Genomic DNA, 21,985 nt, shown 5'->3' with positions numbered 1-21,985 from the left:
TGCTCGAAGTTGACTGCTAGCATCATGCTCATGCTCACAGCAACGCGACAGGCGCACATCCTGAACTCCCTGCGCACCGACGGTGAGGTCACGGTCGAAGAGCTCGCCGAGCAGTTCGGCGTCTCGCTCTCGACGATCCGTCGCGACCTCAACGCGCTGAGCGCCGAGGGCCTGCTGCGTCGCGTGCGCGGCGGGGGCAGCATCGAGCCCGACCAGATCCCGTTCACCGACGTCGAGCGCCAGCACGCGCCCGAGAAGTCGCGGGTCGCCGAGCGTGCGGCCGAGCTGGTCGCCGAGGGCGACGTCGTCATCATCGACATCGGCACGACGACGGCCCTGCTCGCGGCGCAGCTGCGCGGCCGGCGCATCACGGTCATCACCGCGAGCCTCGCGGTCATCGACGAGCTCCGCGACGACGACGTGGTGGAGCTCATCGTGCTCGGCGGTGCCGTGCGCAAGAACTACAACTCGATGATCGGCACGCTCACCGAGCAGGCCCTCGCCCAGATCCGCGCGACGACGTGCTTCCTCGGCACGAGCGGCATCCGCGCCGACGGCACCATCTCCGACACCACCGGCATGGAGGTGCCGATCAAACGGGCGATGATCGAGTCATCCCAGCGCACGGTCGTGCTCGCCGACGGCTCGAAGTTCCCCGGCGTCGGCGTGCTGAGCGTCTGCGGCCCCGACCAGATCTCGGCGGTCGTGACGAACGACGATGCGGATGCCTCCACCCTCGATCTGCTCCGCGAGGCGGGAGTCGAGGTGATGGTCGCGTGAAGCTCACCATCATCGGCGGCGGCGGGTTCCGCGTGCCGCAGGTCTTCGAGGCGGTCGCGGCCGACGACGCACCCGTGCGCATCGACGAGCTCGCGCTCTACGACGTGTCGGCGTCGCGACTCGAGACGATCGGGGCGATCGTGTCGCGCCTCGCGCAGGAGCGCCGGCACGTGCCGGCGATCACGACGACGACCGACCTGGAGGAGGCGCTGCGCGGCGCCGACTTCGTCTTCAGCGCCGTGCGCATCGGCGGCACGCAGGGCCGCATCCTCGACGAGCGCACCGCCCTCGACCTCGGCGTGCTCGGCCAGGAGACCGTCGGCCCGGGCGGCCTCGCCTACGCACTGCGCACGGTGCCGTTCATGACCCGCCTCGCCGAGACGATCCGCAGGGTCGCCCCCGACGCCTGGGTCATCAACTTCACGAACCCCGCGGGCATCGTCACCGAAGCGATGCAGCGCGTGCTCGGCGACCGGGTCGTCGGCATCTGCGACACCCCGATCGGCCTCATGCGCCGCGCCGCCGCTGCGACGGGCAGCTCGGCCGACGCCATCGCGTTCGACTACGTCGGACTCAACCACCTGGGGTGGTTGCGATCGATCACGGTCGGCGGAGACGAACTGCTGCCACGGCTGCTCGAGTCGGACGCCTCGCTCGAACGCATCGAAGAGGCGCGGCTCATGGGCTTCGACTGGGTGCGGGCGATCGGCGCCCTGCCGAACGAGTACCTGTACTACTACTACTTCACGCGCGAGGCGACGGCACGCATCCGTTCGGCGGCGGCGACCCGCGGCGAGTTCATCGACCGCCAGCAGTCGGCGTTCTACAGCGCCCCCGGCGACGACCCGCTCGAGACGTGGATGCGTGCGCGGCACGAGCGCGAGTCGAGCTACATGGCCGAGAGCCGAGACGACGACGAGGAGCGCCACGAGTCGGACGTCGACGGCGGCGGGTACCACCAGGTGGCGCTCGACCTCATGGCGGCGCTCGCGAGCGGGCGCTCGGCGACGATGATCCTCAACGTGCGCAACAACACGCTGGTTCCGCAGCTGCCCGACGACGCCGTCGTCGAGGTCGGCTGCGTCGTCGACGCCGACGGCGTGCACCCGTGGTCGATCGCGCCGGTGGCGGGCGAGATGCTCGGCCTCATCACGCAGGTGAAGTCGGCCGAGCGCCTCATCATCGGCGCCGTGCACGAGCGCTCGCGCGAGCTCGCCTGGCGCGGCTTCGCCGCGCACCCGCTCGTCGACTCGGTCGGCGTCGCCCGATCGCTCGTCGACCGCTACGGCCAGGCGTTCCCCGAGATCGGCGAGCTGCTCACGGCGTAGGCGCCCAGGCGAATCCGTCGGGGTCGACGAACGCCGCGGCATTCCCGTTGATCTCGACGCGGTGCGAGCCGGCGCCGTCGGCAGAGACGCCGACGGTCTTCGCGAGTGCGCGTCGCTTGTAGAGGCCGAACCCGATCGGACTGCCCGGCATCGCGAAGTCGACGTAGCCGCCGATGCTCTTCGCGACCGAGAGCCCGCGCTCGGAGTAGAAGCGCTTGCTCGCCGACACGTCGTCGGCGCCGATGAGCAGCACGACGTTCTCGATGCGGTGCGTCGCCGGCCCGGTGTCCTTCTTGGCTTCGCACGCCATCTGCCAGATCGTGCCGTCGGGCGCCTGCACGACGCCGCCGAACCCCCACAGCGACTTCTCCGCGGGCTTCAGCACGGTCGCGCCTGCGGCGACGGCCGCGTCGAACAGGTGCACGACGTCGGTCGGTTGGCCCACGATGAGCGACATCGTGAACCCGCGGAAGCCGCTCGTCGAGGCATCCGACGGCCCGAGACGCAACCGTTCGCCGAGCCCGAAGGCGCCGTCGTAGAACCGCGCGGATGCCTCGGGGTCGTCGACCTCGAGCGTCACCGAGTCGATCGACGTGAGCTGTTGCTGGTCGGTGTTCATGCCGCCGATGTTTCACGGGCGCGCGTCCGGCGTCAACCCCGGCGTACCCGCACCACATGACCACACGAACACACCCGGCACGGCCACACGACCACACCCCGCGCCACCGACGGCCGAACGGGCGAGAACCGCCTCCGCGAATCGGGGGTTCGCCCCCTGTCGGCACGATCGGCGCGGTCGTAGCTTGCCGCTGTGACCACCGACACCACCCAGAAGACCGCCGCTCCCGACCGCCCGAGCACACCGGGCGACACCTCCGAGGCCTCCCCGGCACCGCGCCCCACCGGCACCCGCATCGCCTGGACGTGGGTGCTGCTCTCGTCGTTCGGCATCGCCGCGTTCGCGGTCGTGCCGTATCTCACCGCGCCGCTGCGCGAGCTCGCCGAGTCGCCGTCGGGCGGGCTGGCGGGCAACTACGCCGAGCAGCCGCTGCCGATCCGGATCGCGTTCTACGCGCACATCGTGGCCGGCGGCATCGCGCTCGTCCTGGGACCGCTGCAGTTCTGGCGCGGCCTGCGCGAGCGGCGCCCGCGCGTGCACCGCTGGACGGGCCGGGTGTATCTCGCTGCGATCGGCGTCGGCGGCATCGCGGCGCTCGTCATCGCACCCGTCAACGATGCCGGACTCGTCGGTCTCTTCGGCTTCGGCGGGCTCGGGGTGCTCTGGCTCGTGACGGGATGGCTCGCCTACCGCGCGATCCGACGCCACGACGTCGACACCCACCGCGCCTGGATGATGCGCAACTTCGCCCTCACCTACGCGGCCGTGACGCTGCGCATCTGGCTGCCGCTGCTGCTGCTCGTGCAGCTGCCGTTCATCGCCGACGGTACCGATTTCGACGCCGTCTTCGCGAACGCGTACGCCGCCGTCCCGTTCCTCTGCTGGGTGCCGAACCTCATCGTCGCCGAGTGGCTCATCGCCCGCCGCGGACTGCCTGCGCTCTGGCGGCAGCCCGAGCGCGGCATCCGTCAGCCGTCGTCGTCCCGGCCACGGCCGACGCCCGGCGACCGACGACCGACGAGGCGGTCAGCGCGCGTGCGCGTCGGCCGAGACGATCGGAACTCCCGCCGCGGCGAGTCCGCTCAGCGTCCGGCTGCCCGGCTCGCCGTCGGTGATGATGCCGGCGACGGCGTCGAGCGGCACGACCGCGTAACGGGAGGCGGTGCCGATCTTCTCGGCGCTCGCGAGCACGTAGGTCTCGGCGGCGCGTGAGGCGAGGGCGCGCTTCATGGCCGCTTCGTCGGGGTCGCCGGTCGTCAGGCCGGCGGTCGGATGCACTCCGGTCACGCCGAGGAAGAAGAGGTCGGCGCTGATCGTGCCGGCAGCCTCGACCGCGGCTGCGCCGCAGGCGACGGCCGAGTGCTTGAACAGGCGACCGCCGATCAGGAACACGTCGGCCGCGTGGTCGAGCAGGCTGGCCGCGATGGTCGGGCTGTGCGTGATGATCGTGCACTCGAGCGTCTTCGGCAGGGCATCGACCATCGCGAGCGTCGTGGTGCCGCCGTCGAGGATCACGGTGGCGCCGGGCTCGATCATCGCAGCGGCGGTCGCGGCGACGCGCCGCTTGCTCTCGGGCGCCACCGATTCGCGGCTGGTGTAGTCGGCGACGGCCGGGGATGCGGGCAGCGCACCGCCGTACACGCGCACGGCCAGGCCCGCGGCGTCGAGTTCGCGCAGGTCGCGGCGGATGCTGTCCTCCGACAGCCCGAGCTCGACCGCCACCTCCTTGGCGACGATGCGTCCGTCGCGTCGAAGGCGCTCCAGGAGCAGGTCTTTGCGCGCAGCGGCGAGCATTCGGGTTCCTTCCTGTTTTTGCACGTTTCTGCTGTATTGTGCCCGATATGACCAAGCCTATGTTGATTCTGATCGCCGGACCCTACGCCTCGGGCACCGGCGGTGATCCCGAACTGATGGCGAAGAACCTGCGGCGGCTCGAAGAGGCAGCCTGGCCGATCTTCCAGGCCGGACACGTACCGATGATCGGCGAGTGGGTGGCACTCCCCGTGCTCGCGAGCGCAGGAGCGAGCGGCCCGTTCGATCCACTGGCGGCCGAGGTCATGTACCCGACCGCCGAGCGGCTCCTCCAGCACTGCGATGCGGTGCTGCGCCTGCCCGGAGCGTCGCGCGGGGCCGACCAGGACGTCGCGATCGCACGGGATCGCGGCATCCCCGTCTACTTCTCGCTCGACGAGGTGCCGGCCGCGATCCCGGCCGCGGCGCCGACCGCATGACGCGCCGGCCGGCGCGCTACCCGGCGGAGGCGCCGGCGCCCGCCGCCTGCCGGCGCGCGTAGAACTCGCGCACCCGGTTGCGGTTGCCGCAGTCGGAGGCGACGCACCAGCGCCGGTTGTGGCGCGGCGAGGTGTCGAGGAACACCCAGCCGCACTCGGCGTCGGCGCACTGCGCCAGCCGATCGAGGTCGTCGCGCAGCAGCAGCTCGACCGCGGCGAGCGCGAGGCGTCGGCGCGGGAGCGCCAGGTCGACGTCGAAGCTCCACCCCCATCCGTCGCCCCCGCGCGCGAGCATGCCGGCCGCAGCGGCCTCGGCGTGCTCGCGCGCGACCAGGTCGGTCGGCCCGCCCTCATAGCAGGCCGCGTAGAGCGCCTCGCGCAGTTCGCGCACCCGCTCCCACTCGGCGGCGGCCTCGTCCGGGTGCTGAACCGAGAGCCCGTGCAGCACCGTCTCCTGCGCGGCGTCGACGAGCCCCGACTCGACGGCGAACCGCACGACCTCGTCGTAGTCGACCAGGTAGTCGACGATGCGGTCGAGGGCGAGCCGCTCGGACATCGTGTTCATGAGGTCGAGCCCGACGGCGCCGCCGATCTGCGCGAAGGGGGTGTCGCGCCGGCGGTACGTGACCGGATTCGCCATGCATTGATTCTAATGCACACTTCGGGCTTTACGCATTCGATCATTTCTGCCAGTGTGTAATGCATGCTTGCACGATCATCCGTTAGCAGCCGCGGAGCTGCGGTCCGCGACATCCAGCGCCGCGCACCGCTGTCCGCCGACTTCTCGCGTCTCTGGGTCGCGCAGGGCGCCGGCGTCGCCGCCGCGCAGGTCGCCGAGCTCGCGCTGCCGCTGCTCGCCGTGCTCATGCTGAACGCGTCCGCGCTCGAGCTCGGCCTGCTCGGCGTCGCACGCTGGCTGCCGTTCCTGCTGCTCGCACTCCCCCTCGGCGTGCTCGTCGACCGGCACCGGCGGCGCCCGATGATCGTCATCTCCGACTGGGGCCGTGCGGCCCTGACCGTCGCGATCATCGCCTTGGCCGTCGCCGGCGTGCTGACGACGCCCGCGCTGCTGCTGCTCGCCGCGGCGATCGGCTGCTTCACCGTGCTGTTCGAGGTGTCGTACCAGTCGATCGTGCCGAGCGTCGTGCCGCCGTCGGGGCTCGAGCGCGCGAACTCCCGCCTCGCGGCGACCGCGGCCGCCGTGCAGGTGGGCGGGCCGGGCCTCGGCGGCATGCTCGTGCAGCTCATCTCCGCCCCGCTCGCCCTGCTCGTCACGGCGGTCGGCTACGTCGTCTCGGCGGTCTCGGTCACCGGCATCCGCGCGCCCGAGTCGCCGTCGACCAGCCGCGCCGGGTTCGCCACCGAGCTGCGCGAGGGCATGTCGTACGTGCGTCGCGACAAGTACCTCGTCGCCAACCTCGGCTTCTCGGCGCTCTACAACCCGTTCATCCAGTGGGTCATGGTGCTGTTCCTGCTGCACGCCGTCGAGCAGCTCGGCCTCGATGCCTTCCAGGTCGGCCTCATCCTCGCGATCGGCGCGACCGGCGCACTGGCCGGGTCATTGCTCGCGGGGCCGCTCGTGCGACGGTTCGGGGCGGGCCGCCCCATCCTGTGGACCGCGGTCGCCGAGTGCTTCGTGCTGCTCCTGCTTCCGGTCGCGGATGCCTCGTGGGGAGCGCCGACGCTCGTGATCGTGCTCGGCCTCGTGTTCGCGGTGGGCGACGCCGGCGCGACGCTCTCGAGCGTCATCCTCATCACCATCCGCCAGCTGCGCACCCCCGACCACCTGCTCGGCCGGGTGAACGCGAGCATGCGCTGGGTCTCGTACGGCACGATCGCGTTCGGCGCCGCCGCGGGCGGCATCGTCGGTGAGCTCGTCGGCACGCAGCTCGGCATCCTGATCGGCGTGCTGCTCACCTTCTCGGCCGTGATCTGGGTCGCGCTCGGACCGCTGCCGCGCGTCGGCGACCCGACCGACCTCGCGATCGCCGAGCGCCGCGAGCAGGAGGCATCCGCCCTCGCCGCCGGGTGAGGAGCGGGCGGGCGCCGGCCCTGCTCAACCGGCCGGGGCGCGCCGCTGCGCGCGTCGATCGCGCTTCGAGCGCCGACGCTGTTCGGCGAGCCGGCGGGCCGCGAGCGACGACTGATCGGGGTCGCCCGGCGAGAGCGCGGCGCGCAGCAGGTTCCGCTCGCGGGCTGCGGCACGCAGGTCGGCCATGCCGACCGACGTCGCAAGCACCGGCGCGGCCACGACCACGGCGAACGCGACCGCGAGCGCGACGCCGGGGCGGGCGGTCCCGAGGTCCGTTCCGGCGAGCCCCGCGATCACGAAGAGCGCGAGCGGCATGATCGCGGCGACGATCGCCGACGACGCCCAGCGCCCGGCGCGCGGATCGAGCAGGAGCGCGTCGGCCACCTCCTCGGGGGCACGCCTCAGGCCGCCGTCGGCGACCCAGCGCACCGCGGCCAGTTCGACGCGGCGCATCATCGCGAGCCGGGCGATGCCGAGGGCGGCCGTGATCACGAGCACACCGGCGATCGCGACGCCGCCCCAGAGGCTCAGCCCGTCGATGAACCGCTCGACCGGTTCGTCGAAGTAGCGTTCGTCGCAGCGCTTGCACGGCTGCCGCAGCCAGACGGAGACGAACCAGATCGCCCCGACGGCGAAGAGCGCGCACACGGCGATGACGAGCAAGCGGTCGACGCGTTCGAAGAACCCGGGGCGCAGCAGCGCGGGCGGGTCTGCGACCGGGGATGCCTCGCGCCGACGCTCCTCGGCGAGGTCGGCGGCGACGACCGAGCGCGCCCAGCCCACCTCGAGCTCGGCACGGCGGGCCTCCTGCCCCTCCTCGACGCCGAGCAGCAGCGACCGCACCACGAGCCATGCGACCACCAGTGCCGCGCTGACGCCGACGACCGTCCACACGACGGGGGTTCGTCCCTCGTCGTCGACGAGCGCGAACAGCAGGCAGAATCCGCCGACGGCCATGGCGATCACCGCGACGGCCAGCACCGCACGGCGGAGGTGCCGGGCCGGGAGGATCGCGAGTCGGCCGCGATGCGCCGCCGACGGCACCTGACCGGGATTCGCGGTCACGTGGCGTTCGAGCAGCCGCAGCGCCGTCGCGGCATCGAGGGCTCCGAGCAGCGGGATCGCGAGCGCCAGCACCGCGGCGAGTCCGAAGAGCGGCAGCACCGTCGCGCGGAGGAACTCGTCGAACTCGAGGGCGCGCGACAGGTCGCCCAGCGCTTCGTCGCCGACGATCGCGGCGACGAGCAGCAGCAGCCACGTCGCACCGGCACCGACCGCGAAGGCGTTCACGAGGCCGACCGCGGTGCGGGCGAAGGCCGACGCGCGCGTCTCGGGCACCTCGACGAACCTGAGGTCGCGCAGTTCGCGCCCGGCGCGGGCGCGCTGGGCGCGGCGTCGCACGGTGCGGTCCCTTGCGGTCATGCCCGTCAGGCTATCGGCTGCGGATCGGCGCGCTCGGGTCGATGGCGGCGAGCGCCGCTTCGAGCGCCTCGGCGAGCGCGTGCACGCCGTCGGCGCCGGCGGGCGCGAACTCGCGGTCGATCGCCGGCAGGTAGGCCTTCGCCCCGTCGAGGAAGCGCCGACGCCCCGCGGCGGTGAGCACCGCGTAGGCGGAGCGCCGGTCGTCGGGGTTCGCCTCGCGGGCGACGAGCCCCGCGTCGACGAGGTCGTCGACGAGCCGGCTCACGCGGGTGCGGCTCAGCACGACCCGCTCGCCCAGCTGGCCCATCGTGAGCGGCCCGCCCTCGTCGTGCAGTTCGAGCAGCACGTCGTACCAGCTGAGCGGCAGGCCGCCCTCGGTCGCGACCGCCCGCTCGAGCCGGGGCAGCACGGCGGCGTGCAGGCGCAGCAGGGACTCCCAGGCGCGTTCGGCATCACTCGGCTTGCTCATGTCCCGAACCCTACCACTTGCGTGCGTGCGCACACATATGCCAGACTCGCTCCCGTCGATTTATGTGCGCTTGCACACACTTGAAAGGATCGAGCCATGACCACGCTCCTGCACATCTCCGCTTCGCCTCGCGGTGAGGCCTCGCACTCGCTCGCCATCGCCCGGAGCTTCGTCGAGTCGTTCGCGGAGGCCTCGCCCGAGGCATCCGTCTCGCACTGGGACCTCTGGGACGGATCGCTGCCCGCCTTCGGCCCCGACGGGGCCGGCGCCAAGATGCGGGTGTTCGCGGGCGACGAGCCCGAGGGCGCCGAGGAGATCGCCTGGCACCGCGCGCGCCTCGCATTCGAGCGCTTCGCCGCCGCCGACCTCTACCTGTTCAGCCTGCCGATGTGGAACTCGGGCGTGCCGTACATCGCGAAGCAGTTCATCGACGTCGTGAGCCAGCCGGGCTGGGTGTTCGGCTTCGACGGCGAGACGGGGTACTCGGGCCTGCTCGAGGGCAAGCGCGCCGCAGTCGTCTACTCGAGCGCGGTCTACGGCGAGGGCCGTCCGCCGTCGTTCGGCGCCGACTTCCAGCAGCCGTTCTTCGACGGCTGGCTGCGCTGGGCGGGCGTGAGCGAGATCGACTCGATCGAGTTCCGTCCGAACCTCGCGATCGCCGACGCCGAGCCGGGTCGCCTCGCCGCGCACGCCGAAGCGCGGCGGCTGGGTGCCGAGTTCGGGCGCGACGCCCGGGCCGCGGCGGCCTGACGCGCCACGCGCGAGGCATTCGGGGGTTCACCCGATACCGCCCGCCCGCGCGGGTCCGCTTGGCTCGAGGCATGTCTCTCGTCACGTTCCTGCGCGGGTGGGCGGCGGTCGCCGTCGGCTGCCTGCCGCTCTTCGCCCTCATGCTCCTCCCCCAGCTCATGCGCAGTCGCGCGGGCAGCGAGTCGCTGCTGATGGTGGGGATGCTGCTGCTCGTCGCCCTGCTCGCCGCCGCGATCGTGTTCGCGCCCGTGTTGAACGCGATCGCCGCACCGATGGCCGGCACATGGGAGCCGCGCACCGCGCTGCGATCCGCCCGCGAGGTCTGGCGTCGCCGCACCGGGCAGGCGTGGCTCGCGTTCGGACTGCTCGTGCTCGTCTACGGCGCGGGCCAGGCGGCCGGCTACCTCGTCGGCGAGGCGGTGCCGTACGTGCACGACAACCCGGCGGCCGCGACCGATCCGACCGCCCCGCTGTGGATCATCGACTACCCGGCCTACGCACTGCAGGCCGTCGTGCTCTACGCCGTCACGACGCTCGCGATCGCGCTGTACGCGGCTCGCCTGCGCTCGCTCGCGCTCGGCCGTTCGGCGCCTTCGGCGGACGGCGCCCCTCGTGGCGCCGGTGTCGCCGCCGACTGACCGACGCCGGTACCGGTCGCGCTTCACGGCACGGTCGGTTGCGCCTCATCGCGAGGCGCAACCGACGTTGCTGGATCGGAGACCCACGCGAGTTTCCGACACGCGTTCGTCGCTTCGCGCCTCGGTCATTCGGCGGCAGGCGGCGCGTACACCGCGAGGCGCTCGCGCAGCGAGCCCGCGTGCAGCTCGAAGAGGTGCCCGTCGTCGTCGTAGAAGTAGACCGACTCGCCCTCGCCGTCGACGCGCGACCGCGGCGGGCGCACGTCGAGGCCGAGCCCCGTGACCGTCTTGCGAAGCGCGGGCAGGTCGGCGCGCTCGACCTGGAACGCGACGTGGTTGTAACTGCGCGGCAGCCCGCCGTCACCGAGCATCGTCGCCACCCAGGTCGCGGCGTCGCCCTCGCCGACGAGGAAGAACCGCTCCTCCGACAGCGAGAAGGTGTCGCGGCCGCTGTCGTAGACGCGCACCGCGCCGAGCACCTCGGTGAGGATGCGCTCCATGCGGTCGAGGTCGCGCACGATGAACGTCACATGGCTGAGTCCGCTGCTGGTCACCGGGTCAGGCTACGCGAGGCGCACCGCGCCCTTCGAGGCAACCTGCCGCCCCGAGCCCGATCTCCGTGCGCGCACGGATGCGGCGACGTCGCACCGCGCCGACACTCGCTCCTGTTGTCATCACCCGACCGAAGGAGCCCCCAATGACCGAATCGAACCCGACCACCTCCGCCGGCGTCGGCAGTGATGCCGACCGCGAACTCAAGTCCCGGCACCGCAGCATGTGGGCGTCGGGCGACTACCCGGCGGTCGCCGCCGACCTCGTCTGGCCGCTCGGCGCGAAGCTCGTCGACGCGACGGGCGTGAACGCGGGCGACCGCGTGCTCGACATCGCGGCGGGAACCGGAAGCGCCGCCATCCGGGCCGCCGAACAGGGCGCCGTCGTCGTCGCGAGCGACCTCGTGCCCGAACTCTTCGAGGCGGGCCGCCGCAACGCGGCCGACGCCGGCGTCGAGCTCGAATGGGTCGAGGCCGACGCCGAACGGCTGCCGTTCGACGACGCCGCCTTCGACGCGGCGATCTCGGCCATCGGCATCATGTTCGCGCCCCACCACGAGGCGGCGGCGGGCGAACTGCTGCGCGTCGTGCGCCCCGGCGGCCGCGTCGGCGTGCTCAGCTGGACGCCCGAGGGGTTCATCGGCCGCATGTTCCGGGCGATGAAGCCGTTCGCGGCGCCACTGCCCCCGGGCGCGCAGCCCGCCCCGCTCTGGGGCGACGAGTCGCACGTGCGCGAACTGCTCGGCGACGCGGTCGACGGCGTCGAGGTGCAGCGCGACTCGGTCGCGATCGACCGCTTCGCCACGGGCGCCGAGTTCCGCGACTACTTCAAGGCCAACTACGGCCCGACGATCGCGGTCTACCGCCGCATCGCCGACGACGCCGACGCGGTGCAGGCGCTCGACGACGCGCTCGCGGCGCTCGGCGACACGCAGTTGAAGAGCGACGGCGACGGCACGATGCGCTGGGAGTACCTGGTCGTCACGGCGACCCGTCGCTGACCCGCTCGTCCGGTTTCGAGACGCTTCGCCGCTCCGCGTCGGCGCTCCTCAACCAGCGGAGTCGCTCCGCGTCGGCGTCACTCGACCAGCGCAGCGACGAGCACGTCCGCCCCCGTGAGCCGTGTTCCCAACCGGCTCACGGGGTTGCTCCCGTCTCGGCTCGTCGGGCGCCGGCCTCGTCCGGCCACCCGAGGCCGAAGCTCATCATTGCGCGGTGCAGCTCGTGAAACCGGTCGTCGCCGGTGCGAGCAGTGTTCCGTTGACGCCGATGTTGCCCGACGCGCTCGCGTTCAGTCCGTTGACGTAGTTCTCGACCCCGGGTGTCCCGGTCACTCCGGCCGGCAGCCCGTCGATGCCGAAATCGTTCGTCGTGGGGCTCGTCGAGTTCTTGGCGAGGTGGATGCCGGGAGCGACCACGCCCCCTGTGCTGGTGCCGCCCTTGGTGGTGTTGCCCGAGATCTTCACGCAGAGTCGGGCGTCGTCCGACGCCGTCGCGCCCGACTCGGTCCGGATTCCACCGGACGCGCCCCCGGTCGGGGCCTGCACGGTGTTGTTGAGGATCTGGGCGGTGACTGCTGAGACGCCATACGCGTCGACTCGCACACCTGGTCCGCTGGTCGCGCCGACGTTGTTGTTCGTCATGCGCGCCGCGAGCGTCGCGCCGACGTTCTCGAACGACAACGCCGTCGCACTGATGCCGGCGCACCCGCCCGTGTTGCCCGCTGCGATGACGTTGGCATCGAATTCGGCGGTGACGTTCATGGGCCCGCCCGCCCGCAGGCCGATCCCGTCGCAGTCGAGGTGACGGATCGGCTCCGCGATCGTGCCGTTCTCCGAGACGTCGAGGTTGCCGTCACCGGCACCGAACAGCTGGACGTCGACGAATCGATCGGGCTGGTGCTCGAGCCCGCCGGCACCCCCGTCCATTCGGTTGCCGGTGATCGCGATGACGTTCGTCGAGTTGCCCGGCGTGCCGAGCACCGCTTCCGTCGGGCCGTTCTGGTTTCCACCGACCACGCGAACACCGTATCCGTCGCGGAAGTCGGTGATCACGTTGCCCGAGATCGTCGCCTTCGTGATCGTCGCCGCACCGACGGAACTGCCGGTCGCCGACACGAACACGGCCGAGCCCGGCGTGAGTTCGTCGCCGGAGTCCGCGATGCGGTTGCCGCTGATCGTCGCCCCGGAGATGGTGCCCCCGCGGTTGGCGATCGAGATGCCGGATGCCTCGTTCGAGGTGAGCACGTTGTTCGAGATGTCGACCGCGCCCGAGAGGTTCACCAGGTTCGCCCCGTCGAACGCGATGCCGTCTTCGCCGTCGCCGTCGCCTGCGCCGGTGACGGTGCCGTTCGTGAACGAGAACCCGTCCACGCTGGCGCCCCAGACGCCGTCGCCGGCGCTGTTCTCGATGCGCATGTTGCGGAGCGAGGCATCGACCGTGTTCTGCAGCGAGATGCCGTGGCCCGTGGCGGCCGCAATCGTGCCGCCCGAGGCATCCCCACCCTGAATCGTGCTGCCGCCGCCGGTGACGTGCAGGCCGCCCGCCGTGCCCGTGGCGGCGAGCACGATGCCCGAGGTCGCCCCGTTCGACGAGATGCGCTCGAACGTGACGTCGTCGGCCCCGATGCCGGTCAGCGCGATCGAGAGCGCAGTGCCGGTCGTGCTCGCGAGCTTGTTGCCCGTGCCGGTGACGACGATGGTGCCCGACGTGTACACGTCCAGCGCTCGACCGCTCGTCGTGGTGACGTCGAGGCCGCCGCCCGTGATCGAGAGGCTGTGCCCGCTGGAGGATCCGAACTCGACTCCATCGACGGCCCCGGTCTCGAGGTGCTTCGACGCCCCTGAGAGCACGGTGGCGCCGCCGGTGTTGTTCGCGACGATGATGCCGCCGCCTGCGTCGCTGCCGTCGGTGATCGACCCCGAGAGCGTGACGGTGCCGCCGGTGCGGTTCTGGACGTCGACGCTCGTGGCCGCCGCTCCGTCGGTGATCGAGCCGCCGTACGAGATGTCGCCGTCGCCGCCTCGCACTCTGAACGGCGTGAGCCCGGAGGGCCCCGCGGAGAGCTCACCGGTCGCCGCCGAGAACGTGCCAGCGCCGATCTGGTCGATGTTGATGCCGTACGGGCCGCTCTTCGTCGCGGTCACCTCGTCGAACGAGAGGTTCGAGCCCGACGAAGCGCCGACGTGGACGGCCGGACTGTTGGTCGCGACGATCTTCGCGGTCGCGCTCGCGGGCACGGTCACCGGGCCGGTCAGGCTGAGGCTGAATGCCGCTTGGCCCGTGCCGTTCGTGCGGATGTCGAGGTCGCCGAACGTGAGGGCGCCGGTCGTCTGCTGCAGGTTGACGCCGCCGCCGTTGGGCACACCGGCGGTGACGACCTGGTCGATCTGGCTTCCTTCGAGATTGCAGAGTCGCGCGAGGAAGGTCCACCCGGTCCCCGTGGTGCGGATCTTGACAGTCGATGCCGGGTCGAACACGACCTTCGGGGTGGAGTCGACGAACACGCCGAAGCCGACGACGTCGACTTCGAGGTCGCCGATCAGGTTCGTGCCGGTCACGCCCTGCAGCGCGAGTGCGATACCCCCTTCGACGGTGTCGACGATGCGCACGTCGTCGATGGTCGCGTCACCGCCCGGGTCGCCTGCGATGTCGACGACGCCGATGCCGCCGCCCGCAGTCGTGGGGTGCACCTCGATCCCGGCGATGCGGTTGCCGATGCCGAGTCCGACGACGTACATCCCCGAGGCCATGGTGATCGTCGGCCGCTTCGCCGGGTCGCCGGTGTGCAGGGTGCGGCCGCCGACGACGAGGTCGGATGCCTCGCCGATGAGCTGCTGGTCGTCGTCGAGCGCGATCGCCGTCGAGTACCCGGTCGTGGTGCCGTCGCCGTCGAACACGAAGATGTCGTCGCCCGCGCTGCTCGCCGCCGCAGCCTGCGCGATCGTGTCGAAGGGCCGGCTCACATGGCCGCTGTTGCCGTCGGCGGCGTTGTCGACGTACCAGACGCAGTCGCTGATGGCGATGGTCACGTGCCCGGTGTCGGTGAGCGCGCCGTCGGTGACGGTGTAGTCGAACCCGTCGGTGGTGGCGGTGCAGCCGTCGGGCGGAAGGTAGGCGACGTCGCCGTCGGCCTCGAGGGCGACGAGCCCGCCCTGCTCGGTCACGGTGACGCCGGCCACGATCGCGAGCTCGGTGCCGGGGTCGGCGTCGGTGTCGCCGTCGAGCAGATCGCCGATGACGACGAGGTGCGGGCGGGCGGGGTCGATCGCACCGTCGGTCGGGTCGTCGATGACGAGGAGGGTGTTGCCGACCGCTGCGCTCGAACCGTCGAAGGTCTCGTCGTCGGCATGCGGCGCGTCGGCGATGCAGGTCACCGTGACCGAGACCTGCGCGTTCGCGTCGCCCGGGGTGAGCGTGTAGCTGAACACGTCGGGGTCGCCGCCTGGAGCGGTGCAGTAGTCGGGGTCGGGCTGGTAGGTCAGCGCGGTGCCGGCGCCCGTGATGACGACCGTGCCGTGGTCGGGCTGCACGACGCTCGTGATGCTGCGGGGACCGCCGTCGGCGTCGGGGTCGTTCGAGAGCACGTCGATCGCCGTGGCGGAGGCATCCTCGTCGACCGTCGCCGCGTCGTCGACGGCGTCGGGCAGGTCATCGACGCACGTGACGGTCACACCGACCGTCGTGGTCGACCCGCCGGGCGCGAGCGTGTAGGTGAAGTCGTCGGTCGTGGTGCCGGGCGGGTCGTTGCAGAACGCGGGATTCGGTTCGTAGGTGAGCGACGCCTCGCCGTCGGCGACCTCGACGGTGCCGTGGTCGGGCTGGGTCACCTGGTCGATCGCGATGGGCCCGCCGTCGGTGTTGCTGTCGTTGGCGAGCACGTCGATGGCCGAGGCGCCGCTGTCCTCGTCGACGGTCGCGGTGTCGGCGACCGCCGTCGGCGGTATGTCTTCGTCGACGTCGCCGACGTGGATCGTGAACACCTGCTCGAGGCTGCCGCCGTAGCCGTCGGTGCCGCGCACCCGGATCGAGTAGCTCTGCTTCGCCTCGTAGTCGAAGCTCGAGGCGGTCTTCAGCGTCGAGCCGGTGATCGTGAAGCTCGCGTTGTCGTCGTCACCCGTGCCGCTCACGAGCGCGAACGCGGCCGTCGCGGCGGGGTCGCCGTCGACGAGGGCGAGCGTGCCGACGACGGTGCCCGCCGGCTCGTTCTCGAGCACGTCGTCGTTCGAGAGGGTGAGGGCGCTCGGGTCGTGGTTGCTGATGATCCAGCGCTGCTCCCCGGCGAGGCAGGCGGTCGAGGCATCCACCCGGCGCAGCACGCCCGAGCTCGGCGCGCAGAAGGAGATCGGCTCGCCCGTCGTGGTCGGCACGACGAGCTTGGTGCCGGCCGGCTTCGTGCCGGTACACGACTTCGCGGAGGTGAAGCGGCGCACCGAGCCGTCGGGCTGGACGCAGAGCGCGGTCGGCCCGGGCCAGATCGTGACGACCGTCTCCTGCTTGGGGCGGCAGTCGCCGGCGCCCGAGGCCGCGCGCAGCAGCCCGTTCGACTTCTGGGCGCACGCGTAGCGCAGCTGCGTCGCATCGTCGGCGGCGTAGGCGACCGACGGCGCAGCGAGCACGAAGACCATCGCAAGCACGGTGAACAGCACGAGGGCGAGTCGCGCCGGCCGCCGCGCCTCGAGGGTGAGCACCTCGACGGTGCGCGGGCGGGACGCGTGGGACATGGGTCCTCCTCGAGGCGGCGCCAGCGCCGTCCATCCGCGATCGTCGGGCTCGATGCGGAACTAGGGCCGATACTCGCCCCCGTGGGGCACGATCCGCTAGCCCCGAGAACGGGGGTCGCGGCTGACCACCGACACGCGGGCGCGCTGCTCGTTGTGCCGGGCCGCAGACCGGAGGATCCTGAGACCATGAGCGATCGTGAGGATTTCTTGATTTGGCTGCACGAGGACTTCGTGCGGGCCGAGCGGGCGATGTTCAACGGCGACGACGGGCCCCGGCGCGCGATCTGGGCCGAGGATGAACCCGTGAGCGTGCTCGGCGCCTGGCGCAACGCGACGAATCGCGCCGAGCTGATCGAGGCGTTCGAAGAGCTCGCGACGAGCTTCTCGGACTGCACCGACTACGCGTTCGACCTCGTCTCGTTCGACGTCGGCGGCGAGATGGCGTACACCGTGGGCTACGAACGCGTCGCGGGGTCGGTCGACGGCCAGCCGCGCACCTTCACGCTGCGCGCCACCCAGGTCTACCGGCGGGGCGACGACGGCTGGCGGGTCGTGCACCGGCACGCCGACAAGGTCGGGTAGCCGGGAGGGTCGCATGTCCACCCCGGTTGAGGCCGACTACCTCGTGGTCGGCGCCGGCGCCATGGGGATGGCCTTCGTCGACGCCCTCGTCGACCACGCGCCCGACGCGCGGGTGGCGCTCGTCGACCGACGTCACAGCGTCGGCGGGCACTGGCTCGAGGCCTATCCCTTCGTGCGCCTGCACCAGGCCTCGGCGCTCTACGGCGTCGCGTCGACGCTGCTCGGCGGCGGTCGCGTGCAGCACCGCGGGCCCGAGGCGGGGCTGCAGGAGCGGGCGACGAAGTCGGAGATCTGCGCGTACTACGAGCGGATCCTCGCCGAGCGCCTGCTCGAGTCGGGCCGGGTCGAGTTCTTCGCCGGCTGCGAGCACCTCGGCGACCATACGTTCGTCTCGCGGGTCTCGGGCGAGCGTTTCGCGGTGCCCGATCGCTGCCGCGTCGTCGACGCGCATTACCTCGCTCCGCGGGTGCCGGCCGAGGTGCCGCCGCCCTTCGAGGTCGGCGACGGCGCGCGGGTCGTGCCGGTCAACGAACTCGCGCACCTCGACGAGCCGCCGAGCCGCTACGTGATCGTGGGGTCGGGCAAGACCGCGACCGATGCGTGCGTCTGGCTGCTGGGGCGCGGCGTCGCCCCCGACGCGATCACGTGGGTGCGACCCCGCGACCCGTGGATGCTGAACCGCGCCGTCGTGCAGCCCGTGCCCGAGGTGTTCCTCGGTTTCGTCGCCGACATGATGGAGGCCGCCGAGGCGGCGAGCTCGCTCGACGACCTGTTCCTGCGGATGGAGGACGCGGGCATCATGCTGCGGGTCGACCGTTCGGTGACGCCCACGATGGCGAAGGCTCCCACGCTCGCGCTGTGGGAGCTCGAGCTGCTGCGCACGATCGAGCACGTCGTGCGCCTCGGGCACCTCCGGCGCGCGGAACGCGGAAGCATCCACTTCGACGACGGCTCGATCACGATCCCTTCCGACGCGCTCGTGGTGCACTGCGCCGGCGAGGGCCTCGTCTACCGCCCGCTCGTGCCGGTCTGGTCGCCCGGCGCGATGACGCTCCAGCCGATCCGGGCGGGGTTCCCCTGCTTCGGTGCGGCGATCGCCGGCTACGTCGAGGCCACGCGTTCCGACGACGACGAGAAGAACCGGCTCTGCCCGCCGTCGCCCTACCCCGACTCGATGGCGTCGTGGGCGCGGATGACGGCCGTGGGCGCCCGCAACGCGGGATCGTTCGGGGCTGAACGCGACATCTCCTCCTGGGCGTCGACGGTCGCGATCAATCCGGCGCGCATCCCACGGGATGCCCCGCGCTCGGCCGTGCTCGACGACATCATCGATCGCGTGAAGACCCACTCGGGGCCGGGGGCGGCCCGCCTCGCGGAGTTGAGCGAGCACTCGCCTGAGTGAGTTCGTCGCGCGCCGCCCGGCCCGTCGGCCGTGATTGTTCGTGCGGCGGCCGCTGCACCCGCACGCCGAGCGTCCTGAAACGGCACGCGCGATACGGTCGACTCGACGCCCCGTCGCCTCGACCCCTCGAGAGGAAGCCCATGACCGCGAACGCCGCAGACCAGTTGAAGGTCCGCCCTCGCATCTGGATCGGCCTGGCGATCTGGCTCGCCTACGTCGCGATCATCTTCGCGATCCAGTCCGCGAGCGGCATCCGGTACGACACCTGGGGCGACAGCGCTGGCAACCTCTTCTTCGGCGGCGGCATCTCGCTGATCATCGCGACGGCGCTCCTCGCGATCACGACGACCCTGCTCGGCTGGTGGCGTCCCGCGATGTTCGACCGTGCGCCGAGCCGGCACCGCTGGCCGATCTTCGTGCCGATCCTGGCGGCGGTCGCGGCGGTGATGAACCTCGCGGGCACCGATTGGAGCGCATACTCCTTTGCGTTCTTCGGGGCGTCGCTCGCGCTGCTGCTCGTGGGCTTCACGGAGGAGCTCGTGAACCGCGGCCTGCTGCTCACCGCCCTGCGGGGCCGGCTCGGCGAGGGCTGGGTCTGGTTCATCACCACCGCGCTCTTCGCGCTCATGCACTTCGTCAACGTGCTGCTCGGCGCGTCGGTCGAGGCCACACTGCCCCAGGTCGGTGCGGCGTTCCTCGGCGGCACCGTGTTCTACATCCTGCGCCGCACGACCGGGTCGCTCGTCTGGGCGATGCTGCTGCACAGCCTGTGGGACTTCTCGGTCTTCGCGACCGGCGTCGGACATGCGGGCGACGTCGCCTCGATCGCAACGGTGCTGTACCTCGTGGCCGGCCTGCTGGGCCTTGGTTGCGTCGTGTTCGTCATCCGCGGCTCGAACGAGCGGCCGGATGCCGCCTCCGCTCCGACGTCGACTGCGGCGAGCGCGGCCGTCTGAACGAGGAGCGCCTGGCCCCGCGCGCCTGAGGCTTGGGCGCCGTCACCGCGAACGCGGGCCCTACGGCGATCCTGCTCCAGCCCGGCGAGCTCGGGTGCAGCCCGGGCACCGCGCTGTTTCCGGCCGAAGAACACCAGTCCCCGCACTGACGGCACGGCCGCTGATCGATTCGCGACTCCGACGTTCGCGCCGTCGGGGAGGGGACCCGGCGGCAACTGCGAACGGCGATCGCGCTCCGCGCAAGACCACGGCAAGCTTCCAGGTCAACGCGACGCCCGCCTACGTGAACGTCAACTCCTTCGACAAGTGAGGCAAGCCGCTCGCTCTCTGCACGCCGGCGTCGTCTGTACCGTCAACGGCATCGGTGGAGGAGCCGGCTCCTCGACGACCTCGGAGTCCGGCTCCGTCACGGAGGCGCACGCTGCCGCTGACGCGGCGAACACCCGGTCCTCGATCACGAGGGCCGGGTGTTCGATCGAGGTGGGGCGTCGCCGTGCCTATTGGGTGATTGACTGGGTCGGTGCCCGACATTCCCACCCATCTGAACATCGCCGGAACCGAGTTCGCACGCATCGACTCGCCCGATTCGATCGCATGCTGGACGGCGACCCTCGATTCCGCAGGCGGGGACGATGATCGATCGGTGAGCATCGTCATCGAGCCGGCTGCCTCGCCTGAGCAGGGCGTGTTGCAGCTCGCCGCTGTCGTGGTGGCGCGATTCGACGAGTTCACCGATCTCGCCGCCGAGTATCTGCAGCAGCGACTCGGTGAACCGGAATACAGGCTGAGCGACGTCGAGCTCCTGGCTCTGCAGGGCGCTGAACCGCCGTTCGGTGAACCCGAGGCGGTGATCTGGGCTGATGGCAGCTGGATGCTCCGGTTCGCGGAGTCACGGCTCGAGATCGCGGACCCGTACGGAATCGGGGTGCTCTTCGACGGGACGAGTCCGTGCGCGATCGAGGACCTGTCCGACGCCGACTCGGCCTAGCTTCTTCTGCTCCTGGAGTCGCGGCCGGTCGAGTAGCGAAGCGTATCGAGACCCCTCAGGAGGTCTCGATACGCTCCTTCGTCGCCACTCGACCGGCAGACGTGGTTAAGCCGCGAGCGGCACCACACCCGCTGCCGCGACGACGAACTCCCCGTCACGGGCGTCGACGTGCACCGCTCCCCCGTCGCCGAGGGCGCCGGAGACGAACAGGTCGCTGATGCGGTCGTCGACCTCGCGCTGGATGACCCGGCGCAGGGGCCGCGCACCGTATGGTCGCCGACGTCTTCGAGGCGGCCGAGTCGTCGGCCTCGCTCGACGACTTCTTCCTGCACCTGGAGGATGCGGGCATCATGCTGCGCGTCGACCGCTCGGTGATGCCCACGATGGCCCGGGCGCCGACGCTCGCGATGTGGGAGCTCGAGCTGCTGCGCTCGATCGAGCACGTCGTGCGGCTCGGCCACATCCGACGCGTCGAACGACGACGGATCGAGTTCGAGGACGGCTCGATCGAGACCGCCGACGACGCCGTCGTCGTGCACTGCGCGGGCGAGGGCCTGCTCAACCGGCCGCTCGTGCCGATCTGGTCGCCCGGCGAGATCACGCTGCAGCCGATCAGGTCGGGGTTCCCCTGCTTCGGGGCGGCGCTCGCGGGCTGCGTCGAGGCGACCCGCACCGATGACGACGAGAAGAACCGGCTCGCCGCGCCGTCGCCCTACCCCGACTCGATGGCCGCCTGGGTGCGGATGACGGTGGTGGGTGCCCGCAACGCGGCGGCATTCGGTGCGGCGCCCGACATCGCCGCGTGGGCATCGACGGTGGCGATGAACCCGGCGCGCATCCCGCCCGGCGAGCCGCACTCGTCGCAGCTCGACGACGAGCTCGAACGCATGCAGGCGCACGCCCGCCCCGGCATGGCACGCCTCGCCGAACTCACCGCCACCACCGCTTGAGGAGCGCCGCCCACCCGCTGGTTGAGCAGCGCCCGACGAAGTCGGACGCGTATCGAACCGCCCCCGCCGGTTGATTAGCGAGCGACGAAGGAGCACGCGTACCGAAACCATGTGACCCGTAGGCTCGCATCATGGCCGGCAAGTACCGCTACGACACCGAGGTCGTGCGAATCTTCTACGACTTCGCGGAATCGGTCGTGTGGTTCCCCGATCCCGTCGACTACGACGAGAGCCGACTGAGCAGCGCTCTGGTCGCCGACCTCCGTGCTTGGGGCAGCCTCCACGAGACCGGCCGCGATGAGGACTACGAGTGGCGATCGCCCGATCTTCGCCGCCAGGCGGAGCTCGCGCTGCGGGAGCTCGCGCGTCGGTTGGGTCGCGAACTCGGATCGGCCTTCGAGATCGAGTACGAGGTCAGTCGGGCGACGTATCGTTCGCCCCATGCGCCGACGAATCGCGCGGCGGCGGCAGCATTCGCGGCACGGGCGGCCGGCGCCGAATGGTGACGAACGCCCGGCCCTCGGGGAACGAGGGGCCGGGCGTTCGGTTCTGCAGATCGGGTCA

20 protein-coding genes and 2 pseudogenes are annotated in these 21,985 nt (G+C 71.5%); 14 read left to right on the top strand and 8 right to left on the bottom strand.

All coding sequences use genetic code 11. From position 1 onward, the window contains the following. Positions 1 to 30: 30 nt before the first annotated feature. Together ACFWGP_RS12180 and ACFWGP_RS12175 are read left to right on the top strand one after the other, a co-directional pair. Complete coding sequence (locus ACFWGP_RS12180) at positions 31 to 780, top strand: DeoR/GlpR family DNA-binding transcription regulator (protein ID WP_231431893.1); 750 nt, start codon at positions 31 to 33, stop codon at positions 778 to 780. Further along, a complete protein-coding gene (locus ACFWGP_RS12175) occupies positions 777 to 2,108 on the top strand; it encodes a 6-phospho-beta-glucosidase (RefSeq protein ID WP_376931039.1) in 1,332 nt (443 codons plus the stop codon). The genes ACFWGP_RS12180 and ACFWGP_RS12175 overlap by 4 nt, the downstream gene beginning before the upstream one ends. On the opposite strand, the gene ACFWGP_RS12170 is transcribed toward ACFWGP_RS12175, so the two are convergent. Further along, positions 2,098 to 2,727: a glyoxalase gene (locus ACFWGP_RS12170; protein WP_376931038.1), complete on the bottom strand. Its 630-nt coding sequence runs from the start codon at positions 2,725 to 2,727 to the stop codon at positions 2,098 to 2,100. The genes ACFWGP_RS12175 and ACFWGP_RS12170 overlap by 11 nt on opposite strands. A gap of 192 nt (positions 2,728 to 2,919) precedes the next feature. On the opposite strand from ACFWGP_RS12170, the pseudogene ACFWGP_RS12165 reads away from it, so the two are divergent. Further along, positions 2,920 to 3,633 (top strand): annotated as a pseudogene (locus ACFWGP_RS12165) (DUF2306 domain-containing protein); the annotation flags it as partial. A gap of 120 nt (positions 3,634 to 3,753) precedes the next feature. Here the strand turns inward: ACFWGP_RS12165 and ACFWGP_RS12160 are convergent. After that, positions 3,754 to 4,521, bottom strand: a complete 768-nt coding sequence (locus ACFWGP_RS12160) for a DeoR/GlpR family DNA-binding transcription regulator (RefSeq protein WP_376931037.1) — start codon at positions 4,519 to 4,521, stop codon at positions 3,754 to 3,756. A gap of 47 nt (positions 4,522 to 4,568) precedes the next feature. Between ACFWGP_RS12160 and ACFWGP_RS12155 the strand changes: the two genes are divergently transcribed. Beyond that, the gene (locus tag ACFWGP_RS12155) at positions 4,569 to 4,958 is read left to right on the top strand and encodes a DUF4406 domain-containing protein (RefSeq protein WP_376931036.1); all 390 of its coding nucleotides are present in this window, start codon (positions 4,569 to 4,571) and stop codon (positions 4,956 to 4,958) included. A 16-nt stretch (positions 4,959 to 4,974) separates the two neighbouring features. Here ACFWGP_RS12155 and ACFWGP_RS12150 read toward each other — a convergent pair whose 3' ends face one another. Then, positions 4,975 to 5,598: a CGNR zinc finger domain-containing protein gene (locus ACFWGP_RS12150; protein ID WP_376931035.1), complete on the bottom strand. Its 624-nt coding sequence runs from the start codon at positions 5,596 to 5,598 to the stop codon at positions 4,975 to 4,977. 63 nt (positions 5,599 to 5,661) lie between these two features. On the opposite strand from ACFWGP_RS12150, the gene ACFWGP_RS12145 reads away from it, so the two are divergent. Then, positions 5,662 to 6,990, top strand: a complete 1,329-nt coding sequence (locus tag ACFWGP_RS12145; protein ID WP_231431899.1) for an MFS transporter — start codon at positions 5,662 to 5,664, stop codon at positions 6,988 to 6,990. 24 nt (positions 6,991 to 7,014) lie between these two features. Here ACFWGP_RS12145 and ACFWGP_RS12140 read toward each other — a convergent pair whose 3' ends face one another. Beyond that, a complete protein-coding gene (locus ACFWGP_RS12140) occupies positions 7,015 to 8,412 on the bottom strand; it encodes a hypothetical protein (RefSeq protein ID WP_376931034.1) in 1,398 nt (465 codons plus the stop codon). A gap of 10 nt (positions 8,413 to 8,422) precedes the next feature. After that, positions 8,423 to 8,881: a MarR family winged helix-turn-helix transcriptional regulator gene (locus tag ACFWGP_RS12135; protein ID WP_231431901.1), complete on the bottom strand. Its 459-nt coding sequence runs from the start codon at positions 8,879 to 8,881 to the stop codon at positions 8,423 to 8,425. A gap of 96 nt (positions 8,882 to 8,977) precedes the next feature. Between ACFWGP_RS12135 and ACFWGP_RS12130 the strand changes: the two genes are divergently transcribed. After that, positions 8,978 to 9,631 (top strand): FMN-dependent NADH-azoreductase, encoded by a 654-nt coding sequence (locus ACFWGP_RS12130; protein WP_275506387.1) that lies wholly within the window; start codon positions 8,978 to 8,980, stop codon positions 9,629 to 9,631. A gap of 71 nt (positions 9,632 to 9,702) precedes the next feature. Next, entirely contained in the window at positions 9,703 to 10,269 is a 567-nt protein-coding gene (locus tag ACFWGP_RS12125) for a hypothetical protein (RefSeq protein ID WP_376931033.1), read from the top strand. A gap of 125 nt (positions 10,270 to 10,394) precedes the next feature. Here the strand turns inward: ACFWGP_RS12125 and fosX are convergent, their stop codons facing one another. After that, the gene (gene fosX / locus ACFWGP_RS12120; protein WP_376931032.1) at positions 10,395 to 10,823 is read right to left on the bottom strand and encodes a FosX/FosE/FosI family fosfomycin resistance hydrolase; all 429 of its coding nucleotides are present in this window, start codon (positions 10,821 to 10,823) and stop codon (positions 10,395 to 10,397) included. A gap of 143 nt (positions 10,824 to 10,966) precedes the next feature. Here fosX and ACFWGP_RS12115 point away from each other — a divergent pair, with 143 nt between their 5' ends. After that, a complete protein-coding gene (locus tag ACFWGP_RS12115; protein WP_376931031.1) occupies positions 10,967 to 11,821 on the top strand; it encodes a class I SAM-dependent methyltransferase in 855 nt (284 codons plus the stop codon). Positions 11,822 to 12,025: 204 nt separating this feature from the next. Here ACFWGP_RS12115 and ACFWGP_RS12110 read toward each other — a convergent pair whose 3' ends face one another. Beyond that, positions 12,026 to 16,543 carry a beta strand repeat-containing protein gene (locus tag ACFWGP_RS12110; protein WP_376931030.1) on the bottom strand — a complete coding sequence of 1,506 codons (4,518 nt, stop codon included), beginning with the start codon at positions 16,541 to 16,543 and terminating at the stop codon, positions 12,026 to 12,028. 186 nt (positions 16,544 to 16,729) lie between these two features. Here ACFWGP_RS12110 and ACFWGP_RS12105 point away from each other — a divergent pair, with 186 nt between their 5' ends. From ACFWGP_RS12105 to ACFWGP_RS12090, 4 genes are all read left to right on the top strand, one after another. Beyond that, positions 16,730 to 17,125 (top strand): DUF4440 domain-containing protein, encoded by a 396-nt coding sequence (locus ACFWGP_RS12105; protein WP_231431906.1) that lies wholly within the window; start codon positions 16,730 to 16,732, stop codon positions 17,123 to 17,125. 13 nt (positions 17,126 to 17,138) lie between these two features. Continuing rightward, on the top strand, positions 17,139 to 18,527 hold the full coding sequence (locus tag ACFWGP_RS12100) for an NAD(P)-binding protein (RefSeq protein WP_376931029.1): 1,389 nt from the start codon (positions 17,139 to 17,141) through the stop codon (positions 18,525 to 18,527). 140 nt (positions 18,528 to 18,667) lie between these two features. Then, positions 18,668 to 19,483 (top strand): CPBP family intramembrane glutamic endopeptidase, encoded by an 816-nt coding sequence (locus ACFWGP_RS12095; protein ID WP_376931028.1) that lies wholly within the window; start codon positions 18,668 to 18,670, stop codon positions 19,481 to 19,483. A gap of 643 nt (positions 19,484 to 20,126) precedes the next feature. Then, the gene (locus tag ACFWGP_RS12090; RefSeq protein ID WP_231431909.1) at positions 20,127 to 20,471 is read left to right on the top strand and encodes a hypothetical protein; all 345 of its coding nucleotides are present in this window, start codon (positions 20,127 to 20,129) and stop codon (positions 20,469 to 20,471) included. A gap of 105 nt (positions 20,472 to 20,576) precedes the next feature. Here the strand turns inward: ACFWGP_RS12090 and ACFWGP_RS12085 are convergent. Further along, positions 20,577 to 20,741: pseudogene (locus tag ACFWGP_RS12085) on the bottom strand (hypothetical protein); the annotation flags it as partial. On the opposite strand from ACFWGP_RS12085, the gene ACFWGP_RS12080 reads away from it, so the two are divergent. Both ACFWGP_RS12080 and ACFWGP_RS12075 read left to right on the top strand, forming a co-directional pair. Then, complete coding sequence (locus tag ACFWGP_RS12080; RefSeq protein ID WP_376931027.1) at positions 20,741 to 21,421, top strand: hypothetical protein; 681 nt, start codon at positions 20,741 to 20,743, stop codon at positions 21,419 to 21,421. The pseudogene ACFWGP_RS12085 and the gene ACFWGP_RS12080 sit on opposite strands and share 1 nt — an antisense overlap. Before the next feature lie 131 nt (positions 21,422 to 21,552). Continuing rightward, complete coding sequence (locus ACFWGP_RS12075) at positions 21,553 to 21,927, top strand: hypothetical protein (RefSeq protein ID WP_376931026.1); 375 nt, start codon at positions 21,553 to 21,555, stop codon at positions 21,925 to 21,927. Positions 21,928 to 21,985 lie beyond the last annotated feature (58 nt).

It is taken from the genome of Agromyces sp. NPDC127015, assembly GCF_042725165.1.
Taxonomy (GTDB): Bacteria; Actinomycetota; Actinomycetes; order Actinomycetales; family Microbacteriaceae; genus Agromyces; species Agromyces chromiiresistens.
The sequence above is the reverse complement of the archived record's forward strand: the minus strand, read 5'-3'. Positions and strand labels throughout refer to the sequence as shown.